Annotated in this window: 18 protein-coding genes; 8 read left to right on the top strand and 10 right to left on the bottom strand. The window is 63.6% G+C overall.

What is annotated here, in order from left to right; genetic code table 11:
- Window positions 1-3 precede the first annotated feature (3 nt).
- The 10 genes from ACFVTD_RS10040 to ACFVTD_RS09995 all read right to left on the bottom strand — a co-directional run bounded on the left by ACFVTD_RS10040 (window position 4) and on the right by ACFVTD_RS09995 (window position 10,394).
- Window positions 4-639: an ANTAR domain-containing protein gene (locus ACFVTD_RS10040; RefSeq protein WP_387561789.1), complete on the bottom strand. Its 636-nt coding sequence runs from the start codon at window positions 637-639 to the stop codon at window positions 4-6.
- Between the two features lie 74 nt (window positions 640-713).
- On the bottom strand, window positions 714-1,646 hold the full coding sequence (locus ACFVTD_RS10035; protein ID WP_387561786.1) for an NAD(P)-dependent oxidoreductase: 933 nt from the start codon (window positions 1,644-1,646) through the stop codon (window positions 714-716).
- Window positions 1,643-2,992, bottom strand: a complete 1,350-nt coding sequence (locus tag ACFVTD_RS10030) for an MFS transporter (protein ID WP_387561784.1) — start codon at window positions 2,990-2,992, stop codon at window positions 1,643-1,645. The genes ACFVTD_RS10035 and ACFVTD_RS10030 overlap by 4 nt, the downstream gene beginning before the upstream one ends.
- A 178-nt stretch (window positions 2,993-3,170) precedes the next feature.
- Window positions 3,171-3,968: an IclR family transcriptional regulator gene (locus tag ACFVTD_RS10025; RefSeq protein WP_387561781.1), complete on the bottom strand. Its 798-nt coding sequence runs from the start codon at window positions 3,966-3,968 to the stop codon at window positions 3,171-3,173.
- Between the two features lie 90 nt (window positions 3,969-4,058).
- Entirely contained in the window at window positions 4,059-4,796 is a 738-nt protein-coding gene (locus ACFVTD_RS10020; RefSeq protein ID WP_387561778.1) for a fumarylacetoacetate hydrolase family protein, read from the bottom strand.
- A gap of 14 nt (window positions 4,797-4,810) precedes the next feature.
- Window positions 4,811-5,863: a D-2-hydroxyacid dehydrogenase gene (locus tag ACFVTD_RS10015; RefSeq protein WP_387561775.1), complete on the bottom strand. Its 1,053-nt coding sequence runs from the start codon at window positions 5,861-5,863 to the stop codon at window positions 4,811-4,813.
- A gap of 302 nt (window positions 5,864-6,165) precedes the next feature.
- Window positions 6,166-7,740: a tripartite tricarboxylate transporter permease gene (locus ACFVTD_RS10010; RefSeq protein ID WP_387561772.1), complete on the bottom strand. Its 1,575-nt coding sequence runs from the start codon at window positions 7,738-7,740 to the stop codon at window positions 6,166-6,168.
- Window positions 7,741-7,753: 13 nt separating this feature from the next.
- The gene (locus tag ACFVTD_RS10005) at window positions 7,754-8,245 is read right to left on the bottom strand and encodes a tripartite tricarboxylate transporter TctB family protein (protein ID WP_387561769.1); all 492 of its coding nucleotides are present in this window, start codon (window positions 8,243-8,245) and stop codon (window positions 7,754-7,756) included.
- Complete coding sequence (locus tag ACFVTD_RS10000) at window positions 8,242-9,255, bottom strand: Bug family tripartite tricarboxylate transporter substrate binding protein (RefSeq protein WP_387561766.1); 1,014 nt, start codon at window positions 9,253-9,255, stop codon at window positions 8,242-8,244. Before ACFVTD_RS10000 ends, ACFVTD_RS10005 begins: the two co-directional genes overlap by 4 nt.
- Before the next feature lie 290 nt (window positions 9,256-9,545).
- A complete protein-coding gene (locus ACFVTD_RS09995; protein ID WP_387561763.1) occupies window positions 9,546-10,394 on the bottom strand; it encodes an FCD domain-containing protein in 849 nt (282 codons plus the stop codon).
- A 207-nt stretch (window positions 10,395-10,601) separates the two neighbouring features.
- On the opposite strand from ACFVTD_RS09995, the gene ACFVTD_RS09990 reads away from it, so the two are divergent.
- The 8 genes from ACFVTD_RS09990 (at window position 10,602) to ACFVTD_RS09955 (ending at window position 17,719) form a co-directional block, all read left to right on the top strand.
- Entirely contained in the window at window positions 10,602-11,498 is an 897-nt protein-coding gene (locus ACFVTD_RS09990) for an amidohydrolase family protein (protein ID WP_387561760.1), read from the top strand.
- A 28-nt stretch (window positions 11,499-11,526) separates the two neighbouring features.
- A complete protein-coding gene (locus tag ACFVTD_RS09985; RefSeq protein WP_387561757.1) occupies window positions 11,527-12,888 on the top strand; it encodes a 2-hydroxycarboxylate transporter family protein in 1,362 nt (453 codons plus the stop codon).
- A gap of 43 nt (window positions 12,889-12,931) precedes the next feature.
- Window positions 12,932-14,017: an isocitrate/isopropylmalate dehydrogenase family protein gene (locus tag ACFVTD_RS09980; protein WP_387561754.1), complete on the top strand. Its 1,086-nt coding sequence runs from the start codon at window positions 12,932-12,934 to the stop codon at window positions 14,015-14,017.
- 25 nt (window positions 14,018-14,042) lie between these two features.
- Complete coding sequence (locus ACFVTD_RS09975; RefSeq protein ID WP_387561751.1) at window positions 14,043-15,440, top strand: NAD-dependent succinate-semialdehyde dehydrogenase; 1,398 nt, start codon at window positions 14,043-14,045, stop codon at window positions 15,438-15,440.
- Window positions 15,441-15,448: 8 nt separating this feature from the next.
- A complete protein-coding gene (locus ACFVTD_RS09970) occupies window positions 15,449-15,907 on the top strand; it encodes a cupin domain-containing protein (RefSeq protein ID WP_387561748.1) in 459 nt (152 codons plus the stop codon).
- Window positions 15,904-16,203 (top strand): antibiotic biosynthesis monooxygenase family protein, encoded by a 300-nt coding sequence (locus tag ACFVTD_RS09965; RefSeq protein WP_387561745.1) that lies wholly within the window; start codon window positions 15,904-15,906, stop codon window positions 16,201-16,203. Before ACFVTD_RS09970 ends, ACFVTD_RS09965 begins: the two co-directional genes overlap by 4 nt.
- 5 nt (window positions 16,204-16,208) lie before the next feature.
- On the top strand, window positions 16,209-16,451 hold the full coding sequence (locus tag ACFVTD_RS09960) for a hypothetical protein (RefSeq protein ID WP_387561743.1): 243 nt from the start codon (window positions 16,209-16,211) through the stop codon (window positions 16,449-16,451).
- 242 nt (window positions 16,452-16,693) lie between these two features.
- Entirely contained in the window at window positions 16,694-17,719 is a 1,026-nt protein-coding gene (locus ACFVTD_RS09955; protein WP_387561740.1) for an amidohydrolase family protein, read from the top strand.
- The last annotated feature ends 498 nt before the right edge of the window (window positions 17,720-18,217 follow it).

Raw genomic sequence — 18,217 nt, 5'->3', positions numbered from 1 at the left:
CGACTACAGCAGGGGGTGGGCCTGGGCGTCCGGATCTCCGGCGCCGATGGTGGCCCGGTCCACAATGTCCTGGGCAATTGCGTAGACCTTGCGGTTGGTGTCCTGGCTCAGTTGGTTGATGAGCTGGTAGGCGTGGTCGGCGGTGACGCCGGTGCGGCCCATCAGGATTCCCTTGGCCTGTTCGATAATTGCCCGGTTGACGGCGGACGCAGCCACAGCCTCGGTGGCGAGTTGGTGCCGGTCCGTGTGGATTGACGTGGTGAGATCCACCACCACGCCCCAGACGCCGATCGGGGTATTTCCGTCCATGATGTAGTCGGCCGAGTAGAGCAGCTTGTGCTGGTGGTCCTTGCGGTCCCGGATGGACAGGTAGATGGATAACGGTCCGCCCTGGGTGGACACGTGGTCCCAATAGGCCTGGACCCTTGGCCGGTCTTCGGGCTCGATGTGGGGGAGCACCATCTCCATGGAGGGAACCACCTCGCCCCGTTCATACCCGTACATCCGGTACAGCCCGTCCGACCAGCGGAAGATGCCGTCCGAGAAGTAGTACTCGACGAACCCGGTGGGGCAGTTGAGGAAATCGGTGGACGGGGCTTTCCCTCGCCTGGAGTCTGGGTGTGCGCTGCTGGAAATCACTGAAAGGGCCGTTCGACGTGCTGTGGCCCGGCTCCCCTGCCCAGGCCTGAAAACATTCAGAATATAGCAGGGACCTAACCGGCGGCGTTGGCGGCCAGGGTGGCGATCGCCTGCCGCACCACGGCCAGGTCCTGGTCGCCCAGGCCCTGCGCCACCAGTTCCGCATACAGGTCGACGCCGGCGGACGCCATGGGTGTGGCGGTGCGGGCAGTGGCGGCGCTTTCCAGGACGAAGGACAGATCCTTCAGCATGAACTTCGCCGGGCCGGTGGGGGTGTAATCCTTGGCCGCCAGCCGTGGTCCCACCACCTCCAGCACCCGGCTGGCAGCGAGGCCGCCGGACAGGACCTCAAAGAGGGCGCTGACATCCAGGCCCGAGCGTTCCGCAAGCTCCGCCGCTTCGGCGAGTGCCGCCGTCGTGCTTCCCACGATCAGCTGGTTGCACGCCTTGGCCAGCGAGCCGGCACCCAGGCCGCCCAGCCGGCGGACGGAGGTCCCCATTGCCTCCAACGCCGGGAGGGCCCGGTTGAAGTCTTCTGGGGACCCGCCGGCCATGATGGCCAGGGTTCCCTGCTGCGCTCCGACCGTTCCGCCGCTGACCGGGGCATCGAGCACCGAGGCGTTGCCGGCGCTCGCTGCGGCCACCGCCAGGCCGAACGCCTGCACGCCCACCGGCGACACGCTGCTCATCACCACTACGAGCGTTCCAGGGGCGGGCGGCGCATCCCGCCACGACTCCAAAAGCCCCGCCGCGGCGTCTTCGATGAAGGGGAGGTCGGGGAGCATGAAGAATACGACCGGTTCGTCCCGTAGGTCCGCAACGTGGCTGGCGCCGGTCCCGCCCAGCGCCTCGAAGCCGCGGACGGCGGCGGGGGAGCGGTTCCAGCCCGTGACCTGCCACCCCGCCTTGAGCAGGTTGGCGGCCATCGGTGCCCCCATCAGCCCCAGCCCGACAAATCCCGCACGGTGAGGCGCGGGATTTGTCAGGGCATCGTTGCCGTTGTTCACCTGGCGTCCTCAACGAGCACCAGGTCGCGGCCGTTGGTTTCCGGGGTGAAGAAGGTGGTGGCGAACGAGATGCCCGCCAGGACCAGTGAGTAGAGTGCCGGCACCAGCCAGGAGTGGTTGGTGGCCGCCAGTAGGGCGACGCCGATCATCGGGGCGAAGCCGCCGGCGAGCACCGCGGAGAGCTCACGGCTGAGGGCCACGCCGGTGAAGCGGTGCTGGGAGCCGAAGAGTTCCGGGAGCAGGGCGCACTGCGGGCCGAGCATGGCTTGCACGCCCAGGGCGATGCCCACCACCATGACTACCCAGACCAGGGCCACATTGCCGAGCGTCACCAGGTAGAACGCGGGCAGGGCGATGACGGCCTGAAAGAGTGCGCCGTAGCGGTAGACAGGAACCCGGCCGAAGCGGTCGGACAGGGCGCCGAAGGCAACCACCAGCACCGCAGCGAAACCCGCGGCAATCAGCAGGCCGGTGGGGCCGATGAACTTGTCGCCGGGGAAGACGCCGGCCGGCATGCTGATGAAGGACACCAGCAGCGCGGAGTAGATGGACGAGTTGCCGTTTTCGCCCATGCGAAGGCCAATGCCCACCAGCACGTTCTTCTTGGAGTGCTTCCAAATCTGGCCCACCGGGTTCTTGATGACGGCCTTGTGCTTCTCCAGTTCCTGGAAGACCGGGGTTTCCTTGAGCCGGAGCCGGATGAAGATGGCGATCGCGATCAGGATGACGCTGGCCAGGAAGGGGACGCGCCACAGCCAGCCCTGGAGGACCTGCTTGTCCGCCAGCGCCATCAGGGCAAAGGTGCCGGCGCCCAGCAGGGTGCCCAGCTGGATGCCTACGAACGGCAGGGAAGCGAAGAAGCCACGACGACGGCGCGGGGCCACCTCGGAGATGAGGGTGGTGGCGCCTGCCTGCTCGGCGCCGGCGCCCAGGCCCTGGAGGATGCGCAGCGTCACCAGGAGCACCGCTCCGAGCATTCCTGCCTGGTCGAAGGTGGGCAGGAGCCCGATGGCGCAGCTGGAGAGTCCCATCAGGCCGATGGTCAGGATCAGGACCATCTTGCGGCCGAAGCGGTCGCCGATGTGGCCGAAGACCACGCCGCCGAAGGGCCGGGCCGCGAAGCCGACGCCGTAGGTGGCGAAGGAGGCGATAACCGCGCCGCTGTCTCCGAGCGGCGCGAAGAACAGCGGGCCGAAGATCAGGGCCGAGGCCAGGCCGTAGATGTAGAAGTCGTAGTACTCCAGGGCGGACCCAACGGAGCTGGCAAGTGTTGCCCTTCGCAGCTGGTCCGGATCGACGACGGCGCCGTCCGCGGTGGCCTGCGGTGAGTTAGTACGAGTTGTCACGAGAAACTCCCTCTAATGCACTCCAGGCCCCCGTTGGCCTGGTGGGATAGCGGCAGCACCTGTTGTGCCGGTCACTATGCTGAACACAATACAGCATCCTGAACGGCTGGCAAGAGTTTTTCTTGTGAAGTTGCGGAAGGTCTCCGGGCCGGCGCGGATCCTAGCTAGCTGTAGTGGGTCAGCCCATCGGGTTGCCCAGGGAGTGGGCCAGTTCCTTCAGCTCCTTGACCATTTGGGCGCCCTGCTCCGGCGTGTAGGTGGCCTTGAGGGCGGTCACGGAAAGGCCGAGGCTGGGGCCGTGGGCGCCGCGGGTGGGGACGGAGACGGCGAGGCACACCACGCCGGTGGTGGATTCCTCGTCCTCGAAGGCGAAGCCCTGCTCGCGGATCTCCTTCAGCTGCGCCTTCAGCTCCGCGCCTGTGCGCAGGGATTTGGGGGTGAGGACCGGCAGTTCGGCGTCATCCGGGAACATTTCCTCAAGGTCATGGTCACGCAAACGCGCGATCAGGGCCTTGCCCACGGCGCACAGGGAAACCGGCATCTTGTCGCCGATGTTGGACGTGAGCCGTACTGCTGGATGGCCTTCGTACCGGGCCAGGTAGATGACGTTGGTGCCGTCCAGCATGGCAATCCGCACCGTTTCGCGGGAAAGGACGGAGGCCTGCTCGCAGTACCGGTAAAACTCCTGTACCTCATCCATGCGGCCCAGATAGGCGGCGCCCAGTTCCACCAGCTTGCGGCCCAAGGTGAACTCCGAGCCCTGCCGGCTGATCAGCCGGGCTTCCTCCAGGGCCAGCAGGAGGTTGGAGGTGGAGGACTTGGGGATTCCCACCTCGCGGGACAGGTCGCTCAAGGTGAGGCGGCCGGTGGCCGAGGCGGCGAGGGCATCCAGGACGGCTGCTGCCCGGGTCACGGCCGGCGCCGGCGAGGTGGCTCCCGGCTTGTCGGATGACGCGGTGATGTGGGAATCGGCCATGATTCTCCTTCGGTCGCCGGATGGGTGGCATAGGCGTTCAGTCAACTGAACGCTATCCATCATAAAGGCCCCAGGCTGGTCCCCCGGACCTCACGCCACACGGTTGCTCAACGTACCTATGCCCTCCACGAGGATGTCCACCTGGTCCCCGGGGGCGATGGGAATCGCGGTGCTGGGTGCGCCCGTCATCACCACGTCCCCGGGTTCCAGGGTCAGCCACGCCGTGATGTAGACCAGGCAGTCCACCACCGTGGAGGGGAGGTTGAAGGTCCCGGAGCTGGCTTTGGCTGTCCCGTTGACGTACACGTCGATGGCCACCTTTTCGGGATCCGGGAGGTCCGTTTCTATCCAGGGGCCCAGGGGTGTGTAGTTGACGCCGGCCTTGCCCTGGAAGTTCCGCTCGTCCACTGCGTTCTGGTCCACGTTGGTGACGTCGTTGACGCAGGTGTAGCCGAAGACGTGCTCCAGGGCGTTTTCCATCGTCAGGTTGACGGCTGTCCTGCCGATGACGACGGCGAGTTCACCCTCTGCGTGGACGGTGCCGCGGTCGCGGGCCGCAACGATGGCTGCTTCCGGCGGGGCGACCGTATGGACGGACTTGTGCCACGCCTGGATGGGCAGGGCGTGGTCATTCATCGTCCGGTTGTGGCCAATGCCGAGGACGACGGCGGGCCTCACTGGGGCGAGGAACGTTGCGTCGCTGTGGGAGGTAGTACCGCTGGTGTAGCGAAGTGGCTCCTCGAAAGGATCGGCAATGTGGTCCCAGCCGCCGTCGTTCTCAACGGCGTACTGCGGGCCAGCGGCTGTTTGGATTCTGGCGATGCGCACTTCCCTGCCCCGTCCTAGTAGAAGTGGACCGTGTCCACGAGGTGGGGGAGATCCCCGCCGTCGAGGAACGTCCGGAGGTTGCTGCAGAACCGTTCGGTGATGAGGCGGTTCTCGGCGGCGCTGAGGGCTGAGGTGTGCGGCGAGACCATGACCTTGGGGTGGTTCCACAGGGGGCTGTCCTGCGGCAGCGGCTCCACGGCGAAGACGTCAAGGCAGGCGTAGCCCACCTGGCCGTTGTCCAGTGCCTCCAGCAGGGCATCCTCATCCACCACGGTTCCGCGGCCCACGTTGACGAAGGTGGTTCCGGGCTTCATGGCGGCGAACAGTTCACGGTTGAACAGTTTCTCCGTGTAGGCGGTGCCGGGCAGGGTGTTGACGACGGCGTCTGCCGTGGCCAGGAGGGCGGGAAGGCCTTTGTTGTCAGCAACCTGGTCGATGCCGTCGATGGGTTCCACGGTCCGCTTGGTGCCGCTGACCTTCATGCCCAGTGCCTTGGCGATCCGGGCGGTTTCCAGGCCGATTTCGCCGAGGCCGGTGATGACCAGGTTGGATCCGTTGACCAGTCGGGTGGGGACACGGAGGCTGGGCCAGGCCTTCACGGCCTGGTCCTGGGCAAGTTCGGCGCTGCGCTTGAAGCCGTTGAGGATTCCCATCGCTGCGAACTCCGCGAGGGGCAGGGCGTGGACCCCGGCGGAGGTGGTGATCTTGAACTTCTGCAGGGCGTCCTGGCTCAGGCCCGACGCCTTGACCGCTCCGCCCGCCCCGGCCGCCATCGCGTGGACCCACTCCAGCCTTGGGTTTTCCCGGGCGATGCGCGCCAGGCCGTCAGGACTCTCGTTGGGAAAGCCGTACAGCACGTCGGCACTGTTGAGCATGGCCCAGTAGCGCTCTTCCTGTTCAGCCGTCCGTTTGAAGGCCGGATCCCCTGCGTGGTCGGCCGGGAAGCGCTCCGGGGGCAGGAGGACGGGCTCGTAAAGGACAGTGACGGTGGGGTCAACGGCGCGGATCTGGTCCACAAGCTCTGCTTCGAGCGGGACGGCGATGGCCACGGTCTTAGAGGAAGTCATCTGTTCAGCATACTGGACTACGTCCTAAATTATGAACGAACTGAGTTTTATTTCGAGCGCCCCTTCAGCGGCTGCCGCGGCTACCTGGTGTGTGCCTCTTTTGTCACCCCGCCGGGCCTGCCGGCGGCACTTTTGTCCGGTTGAGGTCTAGGACCTTGGAATGAATTAGAAAAGCCGGCTTCGGACCCTACTCTGACGTGGTTCAGGCGCCGATCTGACGTCAGGGTGGGGTGTGCGTGACGCTGACGCCGGATGCTGTGCAAAAAGTGCGGCGGCGGGGAGGTTCCCGCCGCCGCTACTTTCTAATTCATTTGACCCTTGTCCACCGCTGAAGCTGAGGCGTGTTCGAATTCCGGAAGAATGCCCACTTCCTTCGCGGTCCGGCGTTCCCAGCGCTTCATGAACTGGGGCACAAGCGCCACCAGAATCACGATGACGTAGGCCGCGATGGAGAATGGTGTGGAAACCAGTGCACCGAAGTCCCCGTCTGCGATGGACATTGCCCGGCGCAACTGTGTCTCTGCCAGCGGCCCCAGGATGGCGCCGATGATCAGTGGCGCCACCGGGAACCCGTATTGGCGCAGGAAGTACCCCAGGATCCCGATCGCCAGCATGACGTACACGTCAAAGACTGAGCCGTTGATGCTGTAGGCACCGAGGAGGGCGAAGGCCGCGATTCCCGCGTAGAGGTAGGGGGTGGGAATGAGAAGGACCTTTGCCCACAGTCCCACCAGGGGCAGGTTGAGCAGCAGCAGCATGACGTTGCCGATGAGCAGTGCCGCGACCAGTCCCCACACCAGCTCCGGTTCCTTTTGCAGCAGCAGGGGGCCGGGCTGGAGGCCGTATTGCTGGAAGGCGACGAGGATGACGGCGGCTGTAGCCGACGTCGGCAGTCCCAGCGTGAGCAGCGGCATGAGTGAGCCGGCAGCGTTGGCGTTGTTGGTCGCTTCGGGGCCGGCGACACCCTCAATGGCGCCCTTGCCGAATTCCTGGGGGTGCTTGCTGAGCTTCTTCTCCAGTGCATAGGACAAGAAGGTCGGGATCTCGGAGCCGCCCACGGGTATGGCGCCGAGGGGCCATCCGATGGCTGTGCCGCGGAGCCACGCAGGCCAGGAGCGCTTCCAGTCCTGGCCCGTCATGCCGGTCCTTGATTTGCCCGACTTGCCTTTGAGGTCAATAAATTTGGGCTTGCCGGGACGCATTTTGGCAGCGAGATAGATGGCTTCGCCCATGGCGAAAAGTGCCACAATCAGGACCACAGTGTCGATGCCGTCGAGCAGCAGCGGAACTCCGAACGTAAAGCGGGCGGAGCCGCTTTGGGCATCGAGGCCTATGATTCCGATGACCAGCCCGAGAGCTACGCTGGCGAAGCCTCGGGCTGCGGAGGATCCGAGGAGGGCACCGACAGTCATGAATGCCACGACCATCAATGCCAGGTAGTCCGCGGGGCCGAGGCTGATGGCGATGTCCACGACGTACGGTGCGCAGAATGCCAGCGCCAGGGTTGCGAGGGTTCCGGCGACGAAGGATCCGATGGCTGCGGTGGCCAGGGCAGCAGCTGCCCGCCCGGCCCGGGCCATTTTGTTTCCTTCGATGGCTGTCATCATGGACCCTGATTCGCCGGGTGCGTTGAGCAGGATCGAGGTGGTGGAACCGCCGTACATGGCACCGTAGTAGATGCCGGCGAACAGGATGAAGGCCGCCGAAGGCGGCATGTTGTAGGTGACGGGCAGCAGCAGTGCGATCGTCAGTGCGGGGCCGATGCCGGGCAGGACGCCGACGAAGGTGCCTGCTATTACGCCGACCAGGGCGAAAAGCAGGTTCCCGGGTGTTGCGGCGACGGCGAACCCTTGGATTAGGCCGTTGATTCCTTCCATGCGGAGTACTTCCTTAGAGGATCCCGGCCAGCACGCCCGGTGGGAGGTAGATCCCGAGGGGCCGTGTGAACAGGAGGTAGATGGCAAGAGAGAGTGCGACGGACGTGACGGCGACGCGCCAGCTCAGACGGGCGCCGAGGGTTACGGCGATCCCGAAGAAGGACACCGCGCAGGCTATGACGTATCCGGCCGGCTCGAGAAGAACGGCGAAGGCAAGGATGGAGATCAGGAGCAGAACCACTCGCTTCTTGTTCATGGGCAGGCTGGGATCAACCAGTTCCCCTTCCTCCGGTGCGGCGCTGTTGCCGCGAAGCACGTCGAGCACCACAAACGCTGAGGCAGCAGTCAGGAGGATGCCTATGGCGTAGGGGAAGAACCGGGGTCCGACGTTGCTCGCCGCGACGGGTTCGTGGATGAAGCTGGTGCCGATCAGGATGAAGATACCCAGGGCGAGGGTGAGCCCGGCAAAGACGAGCTCACCCCTGCTCTTAACGCTGGTGATCATGCCAGTCCAAGTGTCGTCAGGATGTCATGAGTCTTGGTTTGTTGGGATTCCAGGTCGGCTTTGAATTTGTCGCTGTCCAGGTATTCATTGGACCAGCCATTGGTCTTCACGGTTTCTTTCCATGTGTTGCTTTCGACGAGTTTGGCGAAAACGTCGGAGAGGGCTTTGCGGTCAGCGTCGCTGACGCCTGGAGGGGCGAAGATCCCGCGCCAGTTCACCAGGACGGCGTTGGGGTACCCGGCGTCTTTTATGGTTGGGGCGTCGGGTGCGACGTCGATGGGCTTGTCTGAGGAGACTGCCAGGATGCGCAGTTTGCCAGCGTCAACCTGGTCGCCGAATTCGTTGTAGCCGGCGATCCCGGCTGCCACCTTGTTGCCCAGCAGCGCCACCAGCGCTTCACCTCCACCGGAGAAGGTCACGAAGTTCACGTCGGTGGGCTTGACGCCTGCGTCCTTAACCAGGGTGCCACCCCAGATATGGTCCACACCGCCCTGGTTGCCGATGGCGATCGGGTTGGCGCCAGGGTTGGCTTTCAACGCGTCAAGGAAATCCTTCAGCGTCTTATGGGGGGACGCGGCGGGCACCACGATGACCTCGTATTCGCCAATGAGCCGCGAAACCGGCGTCAGGTCCGTAAGCTTGTTCGGCGCTGAGTTGGTTATGGTGGCGCCGACCAGGGACAGGCCGCCGAGCATAAGGTCTTTCGTGCCGGACTTCTGGACGAATTGCGACAAGGCAACAGTTCCGCCGGCACCCTGGGTGTTACGGACTTCAATCTTGTCGCTGAGTTTTTCGCCCTTCAGCGCCTTTTCCAAGGCGCGGGCTGTTTGGTCGTATCCGCTGCCTGGACCGGAGGGCGCGTCGATGGTGATGTCCTTGGCGACCGAGGTGCTGCCGGAGGCGTTGGGGTTGCTGGCTGCCGGACCGCATCCAGTGAGTGCTACGACGGCGGCGAGGGCAGCGGCGGAACCGGCAAGAATATGCCGGCGGCGAGGGGGAGTGATCTTCATTGATTTTCCGCTTTCTTCAGTTGTAGTCCGTGACGGACGCAACAATCATGCCAACCTGTGTGGTATTTCACAACTTAAAAAACCAAAAAATGGTTTTTTAGTGAGCGAAGGTCCAAAAGTAGCGGCGAGGTTGTCTTGCTTGGCGCAATCCACAGGGCGAAACGAAGACAAAGTTGCAGGGAAAGGCTGCTGCAGGTCCAGTAGTGATGCGCGGCAATATTGCTGATACTCGGCTTCATAAGGCCGAAAGGCGGGCGCGCGCACCGCGCACGATTTGGCCCGGCGCCGTCTTACTGGGACTTCTCGCTGCCAACGCTGGACAAGTGGCGGCGCAGATGATCGGAGGCTTCCTGGAGGTCACCCTTGAGCAACAGTCGGGCGAGTTCGACGTGCTCGGCGCACCTTAGGACGGCCCGTTCAGGGACCAGGGCCTGCCGGTACTCGATGAGCCGGCGCAGCCGGTTGATGCGCGCGAGGCTTTCGATGAAGAAGTCATTATTGCTGCACTTTGCCACTGTTTCGTGGAAGCGGGTATTCAGATCAAAGAGTTCGGAACCTGAAATAGACCAGATTTTTCCGTCCACCAGTTCCTGCTGTTCCAGCATCCGTTCACGCACAGCCTCACGGTCGAGGACAAAAGTATCCTCAAGAATGGCCGCTGGTTCCACAACGAGACGGAAGTGGTAGCTGTCCCGGTAGGACTTCACGGAGGTCAGAACCGGGAGGAACTCCCAGCCGTATCCCGGCAGCGGTGCGATCCATCCTTCAGCCGAGATCCGAAGCAGGAGTTGGCCAACTTGGCCCCGGGTCAGGCTGTACCGGCGCATCAGCCCGTTTTCGGTCACTCTCTCGGGAAGGGCCCCGTCGAGGCGGTCGGCGGCAATTTTCATATAGGCGGCATTGTCGTCGCCCGTGTCATCCGATGATTCCGGGAGTGAAACGTCTGCCCCGGACCTGGCAACGACGTAACCGCCACTCTCGGTCCTGCCAACCGTGCCGTCGCGCTGCAGCTCCTGCAGGGCCTTGCGGATGGGCGAGCGGGAGACTCTGAGTCGTTCAGCCAGGAAGCGTTCGGTCAGCCGATCGCCCACGGCGGGTGTTTCGTCGCGCAGGTAAGCGCGGATCCTGGTTTCAATCATGGAAGTCAGTTCAGTACTTCCAGCGACACCGGCTGGCACATCCACTCCTTTGCTGCGGCGACTAGTCCCACCATACGCGGAGGAGCCGCTCGTCCAAACGATCTTAACCAAATTTTGGTTTTTGTGGCTTGCAAAAAACCAAGTTTGCCTTCATGATTGTTGTGTACGTCACCGACGTGCACCACACACCGCAGTGAGGGAGTACCAATGTCCGATGTGATCCATCGCGTAGTGCCTGAAGGGTCAATCGACACCCATGTGCATGTTTTTGATCCAGCCTGGTTTGCCTACGCTGGGGACCGCGATTACACTCCGGCGCAAGCTGACCTGGATGATGTGCGGGCCTACGGAAGGACCATCGGTCTGGACCGGTTCGTCTTCGTTCAGCCCAGCGTGTATGGCACGGACAACTCAGCGTTGCTGGCTGCTTTGAAGCTGCACGGCGCCGAGCGGTCCCGGGGAGTGGCCGTCGTTGGACCGGAAACCTCCGAAGGGGAACTGGAAGTCCTTCGCGCCGCCGGTGTCCGTGGGCTGCGCTTGAATGTAAAGTCCAATCCCGATGGCGGCAAAGCAGACGTCCGCGAACCCCTGCAGGAGCTCGTTGCCCGGGCACGGCCGTATGGCCTGGCCGTGGAACTCTTTTGCAGCGCCACTTCCCTCGCCGGCGCAGCAGACCTGATTGCCGCCTCGCCGGTTCCCGTCATCCTGGACCACTTCGGCGGTGTGAAAGTAGCTGACGACGGAACGGTAAACGGCTTGCCGCAGGTCATCGACCTGTTGTCACTGCCGCACGTATGGGTGAAGCTCTCAGCCCCCTACCGGGTGGCCGGAGCGGGAGCAGCCTCACCGGCCATTCCCATCATCGTGCGGGCCCTCGTCGAGGCCCGGGCAGACCGCCTGGTGTGGGCCTCGGACTGGCCCCACACCGGCGGCGGCGCCGACCGTAAACGCCGCGGCCCCAGCGCCGTCGAGCCCTTCCGGGATATCGACGACGTTGCAGAAACCAGCAGTTTCCTCGCGTGGCTCGAGACCTCCAACCTTGCAAGGCAAATCCTCGTGGATAACCCGGCCCGACTTTTCGACTTCGGCCCCACCGAACACTAACCCCCTCCAATAGAGACCAAGGACGACGATGTCTACTCCTAAGACCAAGACCGCATCCCAACCCCCTGAAACCACCGAAGGCGCCATTCCCAAGGGCCGGGCCTTTTGGTGGAAACTCATGGATACGGATGTGGGAATCATCCCGCTCCCGTTCTATCTAATCCTGATCATCCTGCTGATCGCCTTCACTGCCACCAAGGGCATCACCGGCGAACTGGCAATGGTGATCGCCATTTCGGCCGTATTCGCCTTCACGCTCGGTGAAATCGGCAACCGACTGCCGCTGCTGCGCAAGATCGGGGGCGGGGCTGTCCTCGTCACCTTTATCCCTTCGCTTCTGGGCTACCTCGGCTGGGTGCCGGACCCGATGAAGAAGGCCGTGGGCGATTTCTTCACCAGCAGCAAGATCCTCAATCTCTTCATTGCCGCCGTCATCGTCGGCAGCATCCTTAGTATGAACCGGCAAGTTCTGATCAAGGGCTTTTTCAAGATCTTCGTTCCCTTGCTGGCCGGCAGTGTCCTGGCCGTTGTTGCCGGCACCGCCGTGGGCACCGCCCTGGGCCTGGGGCTGCACGACACCTTCTTCTTCACCGTGGTGCCGATCATGGCCGGCGGTGTAGGTGAAGGCGCCATCCCGCTGACCATCGGCTACTCACAGATCCTTGGCATGGAGCAGGGTGCTGCGCTGGCCCGGGTCCTGCCTCCGATCATGGTGGGCAACCTGACCGCGGTGATCCTGGCCGGAGCCCTGGCTCTTCTTGGCAAAAAGTATCCGAACCTGACCGGCAACGGACAGCTGCAGGCCGGCGGCGGAAGCGACGACATCCTGGATCTGGAAGACGGACAGAAGCCGGCACGGTTCGACCTCAAGGGTGTGGCCGCGGGCGGCATCGTCGCCGTCACGCTGTACCTGCTCGGTGTCCTCGCCAACGAGCTCCTTGGTTGGCCTGCCCCTGTGGTCATGCTGTTTGCTGCAGTCCTGCTCGCATTGGCCCACGGTGTCTCGCCCCGCCTCCAGGGAGGGCTCAAGATGGTGTACCGGTTCGCGCTCACAGCCGTTGCCTTCCCCCTTCTCTTCACCTTCAGCCTCATCCAGACCCCCTGGCAGAGCTTGGTGGCAGGCTTCGCTCCGGCCAACCTCATCACAATCGTCACCACCGTCGTGGCCATGGTGGCCGGTGGTTTCTTCACCGCGCGGTGGGTCAAACTGCACCCGATCGAAACGGCGATGATCACCAGCACCCACAGCGGCATGGGCGGAGCAGGGGACATCGCCATCCTGACGGCCGCGGACAGGATGCGCCTCATGCCGTTCGCACAGATCGCCACCCGTATCGGCGGCGGCCTTACGGTCGCAGGCGCCCTCATCCTCATCAGCATCGTTCACTAACCCCCCAACTTCTTTTCACCACGTTTTTCCGAAAGGCACCATCATGAAGATCCTCGTTCTCCCCGGTGACGGCATCGGCCCCGAAATCACCGAAACCACCCTCGACGTCCTCAAGGTCGTTGACCAGACCCACAACCTTGGCCTGGAATTCGAGCAAAAAGACATCGGACTCAAAAGCCTGGCCGAACAGGGCACCACCCTCCCGGCAGCTGTCATGGAGCGCATACCCCAGGTTGACGGCGTCATCCTGGGCCCGGTCTCCCACTACGAGTACCCGACCAAACAGGAAGGCGGCTTCAACCCCTCCGCCGAACTGCGCGTCCAGTTCGAACTCTTCGCCAACGTCCGCCCCTGCCGCTCCCGCCCCGGCCTGAGCATCCTGCGCACCCCCATGGACCTGGTGATCGTCCGGGAAAACACCGAAGGCTTCTACTCCGACCGCAACATGTTCGCGGGAACCGGTGAATTCATGCCGGACGAAGACATCGCCTTGAGCGTCCGCAAGATCACTGCCAAGGCATCCGAACGCGTCGCACGCGCCGCCTTCGAAATCGCCCAGGGCCGGAATAAGAAGGTCACGGCCGTCCACAAGGCCAACGTCGTCAAGCTCTCGGATGGCCTGTTCCTGCGCGAAGTCCGCAAGGTCGCCGCCGAATTCCCCGATGTCCAGCTCGAAGAACTGATCGTCGACGCCGCGGCAGCACTGCTCATCCGCAAGCCGCACGAGTTCGACGTCATCGTCACCACCAACATGTTCGGCGACATCCTCTCAGACGAAGCCTCCGAGCTCTCCGGCAGCCTGGGCCTGGGCGGCTCGCTGAACGCCGGCCACAACATCGGTGTCGCCCAGGCGCAGCACGGATCCGCCCCGGATATCGCCAACAAGGGCATTGCCAACCCAACGTCCCTGATCCTGTCGGCAGCCATGTTGCTGGACTGGCGCGGCCGCCGTGACAACAACCAGGCGCTCATCAACGCCGCTGCCGACATCGAAGCCGCCGTCGAGACGGTCCTCGCAAACCCCCTGACCCGCACTGGCGACATCGGCGGCTCCCTGGGAACCCGCGAGTTCGCCGACGAAGTCATCGCCAGCTTGCCGCGCGAACGCGTGGCCCAGGCCTCGGCCTAATATTCACGACCCCTAAGGAGGAATCATGATCTCCACGATCAACCCGGTTACCGGTGAGCAGACCCAGGCGTTCGATGCCCATACCGATCAGCAGGTCGATGCAGCGTTGACTGCTGCTGCCGAGGCGCAGAACGCATGGCGGCTGGTCCCGGTCGAGGAACGGGTCCAGGTGCTGCGGAACACCGCCAAGGTCCTGCGCGACGGCAAGGCCGAGTACGCCCGGCTGATCACCCTGGAAATGGGCAAGCCAATCACCGAAGCCGAAGCAGAAATCGAAAAGTGCGCCAAAACCGCTGACTACTACGCCGAACATGCCCCGCGCTTCCTGGCACCGGAACTGATCGAGTCCGACGCTGCGGAGTCCGGCGTCGTGTTCGACCCGCTGGGCGTGGTGCTGGCGATCATGCCATGGAACTACCCGTTCTGGCAGTTCTTCCGCTTTGCCTTGCCGGCGCTTGCGGCCGGGAACGGTGCGATCCTCAAGCACGCCAACAACGTTCCGCAGGCTGCTTTGGCAGTCGAGGACATCATGGACCAGGCAGGGTTGCCGGAGGGCCTGTTCGCCACCCTCCTGGTCGAATCCAGCCGGGTCGCCGGGCTCATCGCTGATGACCGGATCGCTGCCGTGACCCTGACCGGCTCCACCCAGGTCGGCCAGATCGTCGCATCGCAGGCCGGCGCCGCGCTGAAGAAGCAGGTCCTGGAGCTCGGCGGTTCCGACCCGTTCATCGTCCTGGCCGATGCTGATATCAAAGAAGCCGCCAAGGTCGCCGTGAAGGCCCGCTTCACCAACAACGGCCAGTCCTGCGTGAACGCGAAGCGCTTCATCGTCGATGAAAAGATCGCCGATGAATTTGTGGCCGAGTTTGTCGCCAACACCAAGGCGCTGGTCGTCGGCGACCCCACCGACCGGGAAACCACCATCGGCCCGATGGCCCGGGAAAACCTCCGCGCCGAACTGCACGACCAGGTGGTGCGCACCGCCGAAGCGGGCGGGAAAATCATCCTCGGCGGTAACGTCGTCGACGGCGCGGGCTACTTTTACCAGCCCACCGTCATCGACCACGTCCGTCCCGGCCAGGCCGCGTTCGATGAGGAAACCTTCGGCCCCGTTGCGGCGATCGTTCGGGTCTCTTCCACCCAGGAAGCGATCGCACTGGCCAACCAGACCGAGTTCGGGCTTGGCGCGGCGCTCTGGACCCGCGACACCGAAACAGCCGTCCGGGACCTGCTGCCCCGCATCGACGCCGGCGCCGTCTTCATCAACGGCATGGTCGCCTCAGACCCGCGCCTGCCCTTCGGCGGCATCAAGAAATCAGGCTACGGACGGGAGCTGGGCTCCTACGGCATCCGGGAATTCACCAACATGAAGACCTTCTGGACCGGCAAGGCCACCCCCACTATCCCCGCCGTCGCAGACTAAGGACACCCATGACCCACATCAGCACCAGCACCAGTTCCGTCGACGCGGTCATCCTGCGCCCGGCCGAACTGCCCCGAAAAGACCGGGGAAACGGCGCCGCCACCGTCCCGCTGGTCGGATCCCACCTGGGCTCCACCGCCTTCCTGAACGGAATCACGACCTTCGAGCCGGGAGCTGCCATCGGGCATCACTCCCACAACTGCGTCGAATCCGTCGCCGTCATCGAAGGCACCGCCTGGGTGGACATCGATGGCACGGAGTACTACCTGGATACCTACGACACAACCTTCGTGCCGGCCAACATCGTCCACCGGTTCCGGAATGCCTCCGATACCGAGGAGATGAAAATCTTCTGGACCTACGCCTCCATTGACGCCACGCGCACCATGGCCGGAACCACCAACCGCAACCGTATCGACGAAGAGCAAGCCAACCAGCCGCCCGTAACGGAAGGAGCAAACGCATGATTCAGGAAGTGGCCACCCTCACCATCACTCCGGGCTCCGAGGAAGACTTCGAAGCAGCGGCAGCGAAAGCCGTTCCCCTGTTCCAAAAGGCGCCCGGCGCACTCAGCTGGCGCCTCGACCGCACTATCGAAAGCCCCAACGAATACACCCTGACCGTCGGCTGGGCCACCCTGGAAGACCACACGGTCGGCTTTAGGGAATCAGCGGAATTCCAGCAGTGGCGGGAACTGGTCGGTCCGCACTTCGCAGCTCCGCCGCAGGTCAAGCACGTCCAGCACACCTACGTCGGATTCTGACCGTTATGACACGGGCGACTGCAAAGCACCATGACAAAGCCCTGCCCGCAGGCCGTATCGTGCGGAAGTGGAAGCACCTGGAACCGGGGACCTGGGTGGAAGCACTGAGCGAAGACGGAGAGCTCTCCAGGGCGTATGTCGACGACCTCGCGGCGGACGGCTCCATCATTTGGCTCGTCACCGAGGGCAGCGGTCACAGATCACTACACCTTAAAACAGACCCGCTGACTCTCTACACCTGCGAATAACCGGGCAGGGGATGCTACGCCACCGGCTGACGCATCCCCTGCTTCCACTTAAGCCCGCCAGTCGATGCCGTCAAAGCAGGTTGGGAAGCTTCCTGACCAGCCAGTCCACCCAAGGCCAGCATCGGCCCCAAACCTAACAATTACAGGAAGAACGCCGTCGACGGACCATATGGGGCAGGGCAAGACTGCCAGATACCCAGACCCAGCGACGAGAACCAGATCAGGCTCAAAGGAGAGACTCCATGACACACCAGCGCGGCCATAGAAGTCCGGAACCTAAAGAAAAAGGCAAGTTGATCGGCCGCCGAAGCCTGCTGCAAGGCACACTTGCGGGCGCAGCGCTTACGGCCATGGGGGCGGCCTCAGCCCAGGCATCCACCCAACGGACAGCCCCCTTCTCGGCAGGAACGGCCAGGGCGGGATACCGTGTGCCCGGGCAAGCCACCGATTGTCACATCCACGTCCTTGATCCTGACCGGTTTCCATATCCCAACCCGACGTCGACACCGCCGCCCAAGGCAACGGTCGATGACTACCGCCTGTTGCAGGGCCGCACCGGGACAAAACGAACTGTTGTCGTCACACCCTCGAACTACAGCACCGACAACCGCTGCACCCTTGATGCAATCAGTCAGCTGGGGTTGCATACCGCCCGGGGTGTCGCCGTCATCGACGCCAGCTTCACTCGGAGCCAGCTGCTGGAGCTCGACAGCGCAGGAATCCGTGGAATCAGGTTCAACCTGACCCGTCCCGGGGGAGCCGGAAACGAGTTGATCCGGCCGCTGGCCGCCCGGATTGCCGACCTTGGATGGCACGTTCAAATCCACATGACAGCGGACGGAATACTCGAGAACCTTGACCGTCTCACCGACCTGCCGACTGATCTGGTGATTGACCACATGGGGCGCATTCCGGGACCTTCCGGCACGTCACACCCGGCCTACGCGGCCATCTCCAGGCTTCTTGACGGCGGCAAAACCTGGGTCAAACTCTCCGGCGTTTACCTCGAATCCCACGATGGACCGCCGTCATATACGGATCGTGCTGCCATCGGGGCAGCCTTCGTGGCGCAAGCCCCTGAACGGATGGTTTGGGGATCAGACTGGCCGCATACCACCGCCTCACGGGGTGAAGTGCCCATCCCCGACGACTCAGCCATGCTTGACCTGTTCGCCAGCTGGGTTCCCAAACAGCAAGACCGCAAACGAATCCTGGTCGACAACCCGGAAAAGCTCTACGGATTCCCCGCGTCCTCGGAAAACGCGTGACACGTGGGAGCGGGCACGGTCAGACCGTGCCCGCTCCGGTCAGAGTGCAAATGCGTGCGTCAACACGGGGCCGCGGAATCAACACCCAACAGCCTTAGGGGGACCTGTGTGCCTGCTCTTGGGAGTGGTTAGCCCCACGGCGACTCCAAACAGGCTAACGCTTGGGGGGTAAAGGTGCCTGTCAGGACGCCGCTCGTGTGTCGAAGGCCGCAGCTGATTTGCGCAGTAGCCGCGCGACGGTATCCATCGGCGTGCTGTTAGGATGGCGGCCGTCAACCCGTCGCAGGACGATGCGACACGTCCCTAGTCTGGGGATATCCAAGATTTCCACGCCGTCAGGGACTACGTCGGCCAGCGCCTAGGGTGGGCGCAATGGCCACCGCCTCGCCGGCAGCGACCAGTGCTAGGTGTACTGCCCAGGGACGTTGGTTCGGTGAATGTGATGACTCGCTGGAGTCGTTGAGCCAAAGGTGAGGACCTCCGGTTGCACAGTGGAGT

The sequence above is a fragment of the Pseudarthrobacter sp. NPDC058119 genome, assembly GCF_042884655.1.
GTDB lineage: Bacteria > Actinomycetota > Actinomycetes > Actinomycetales > Micrococcaceae > Arthrobacter.
This window is presented reverse-complemented; position numbering and strand designations above follow the sequence as displayed.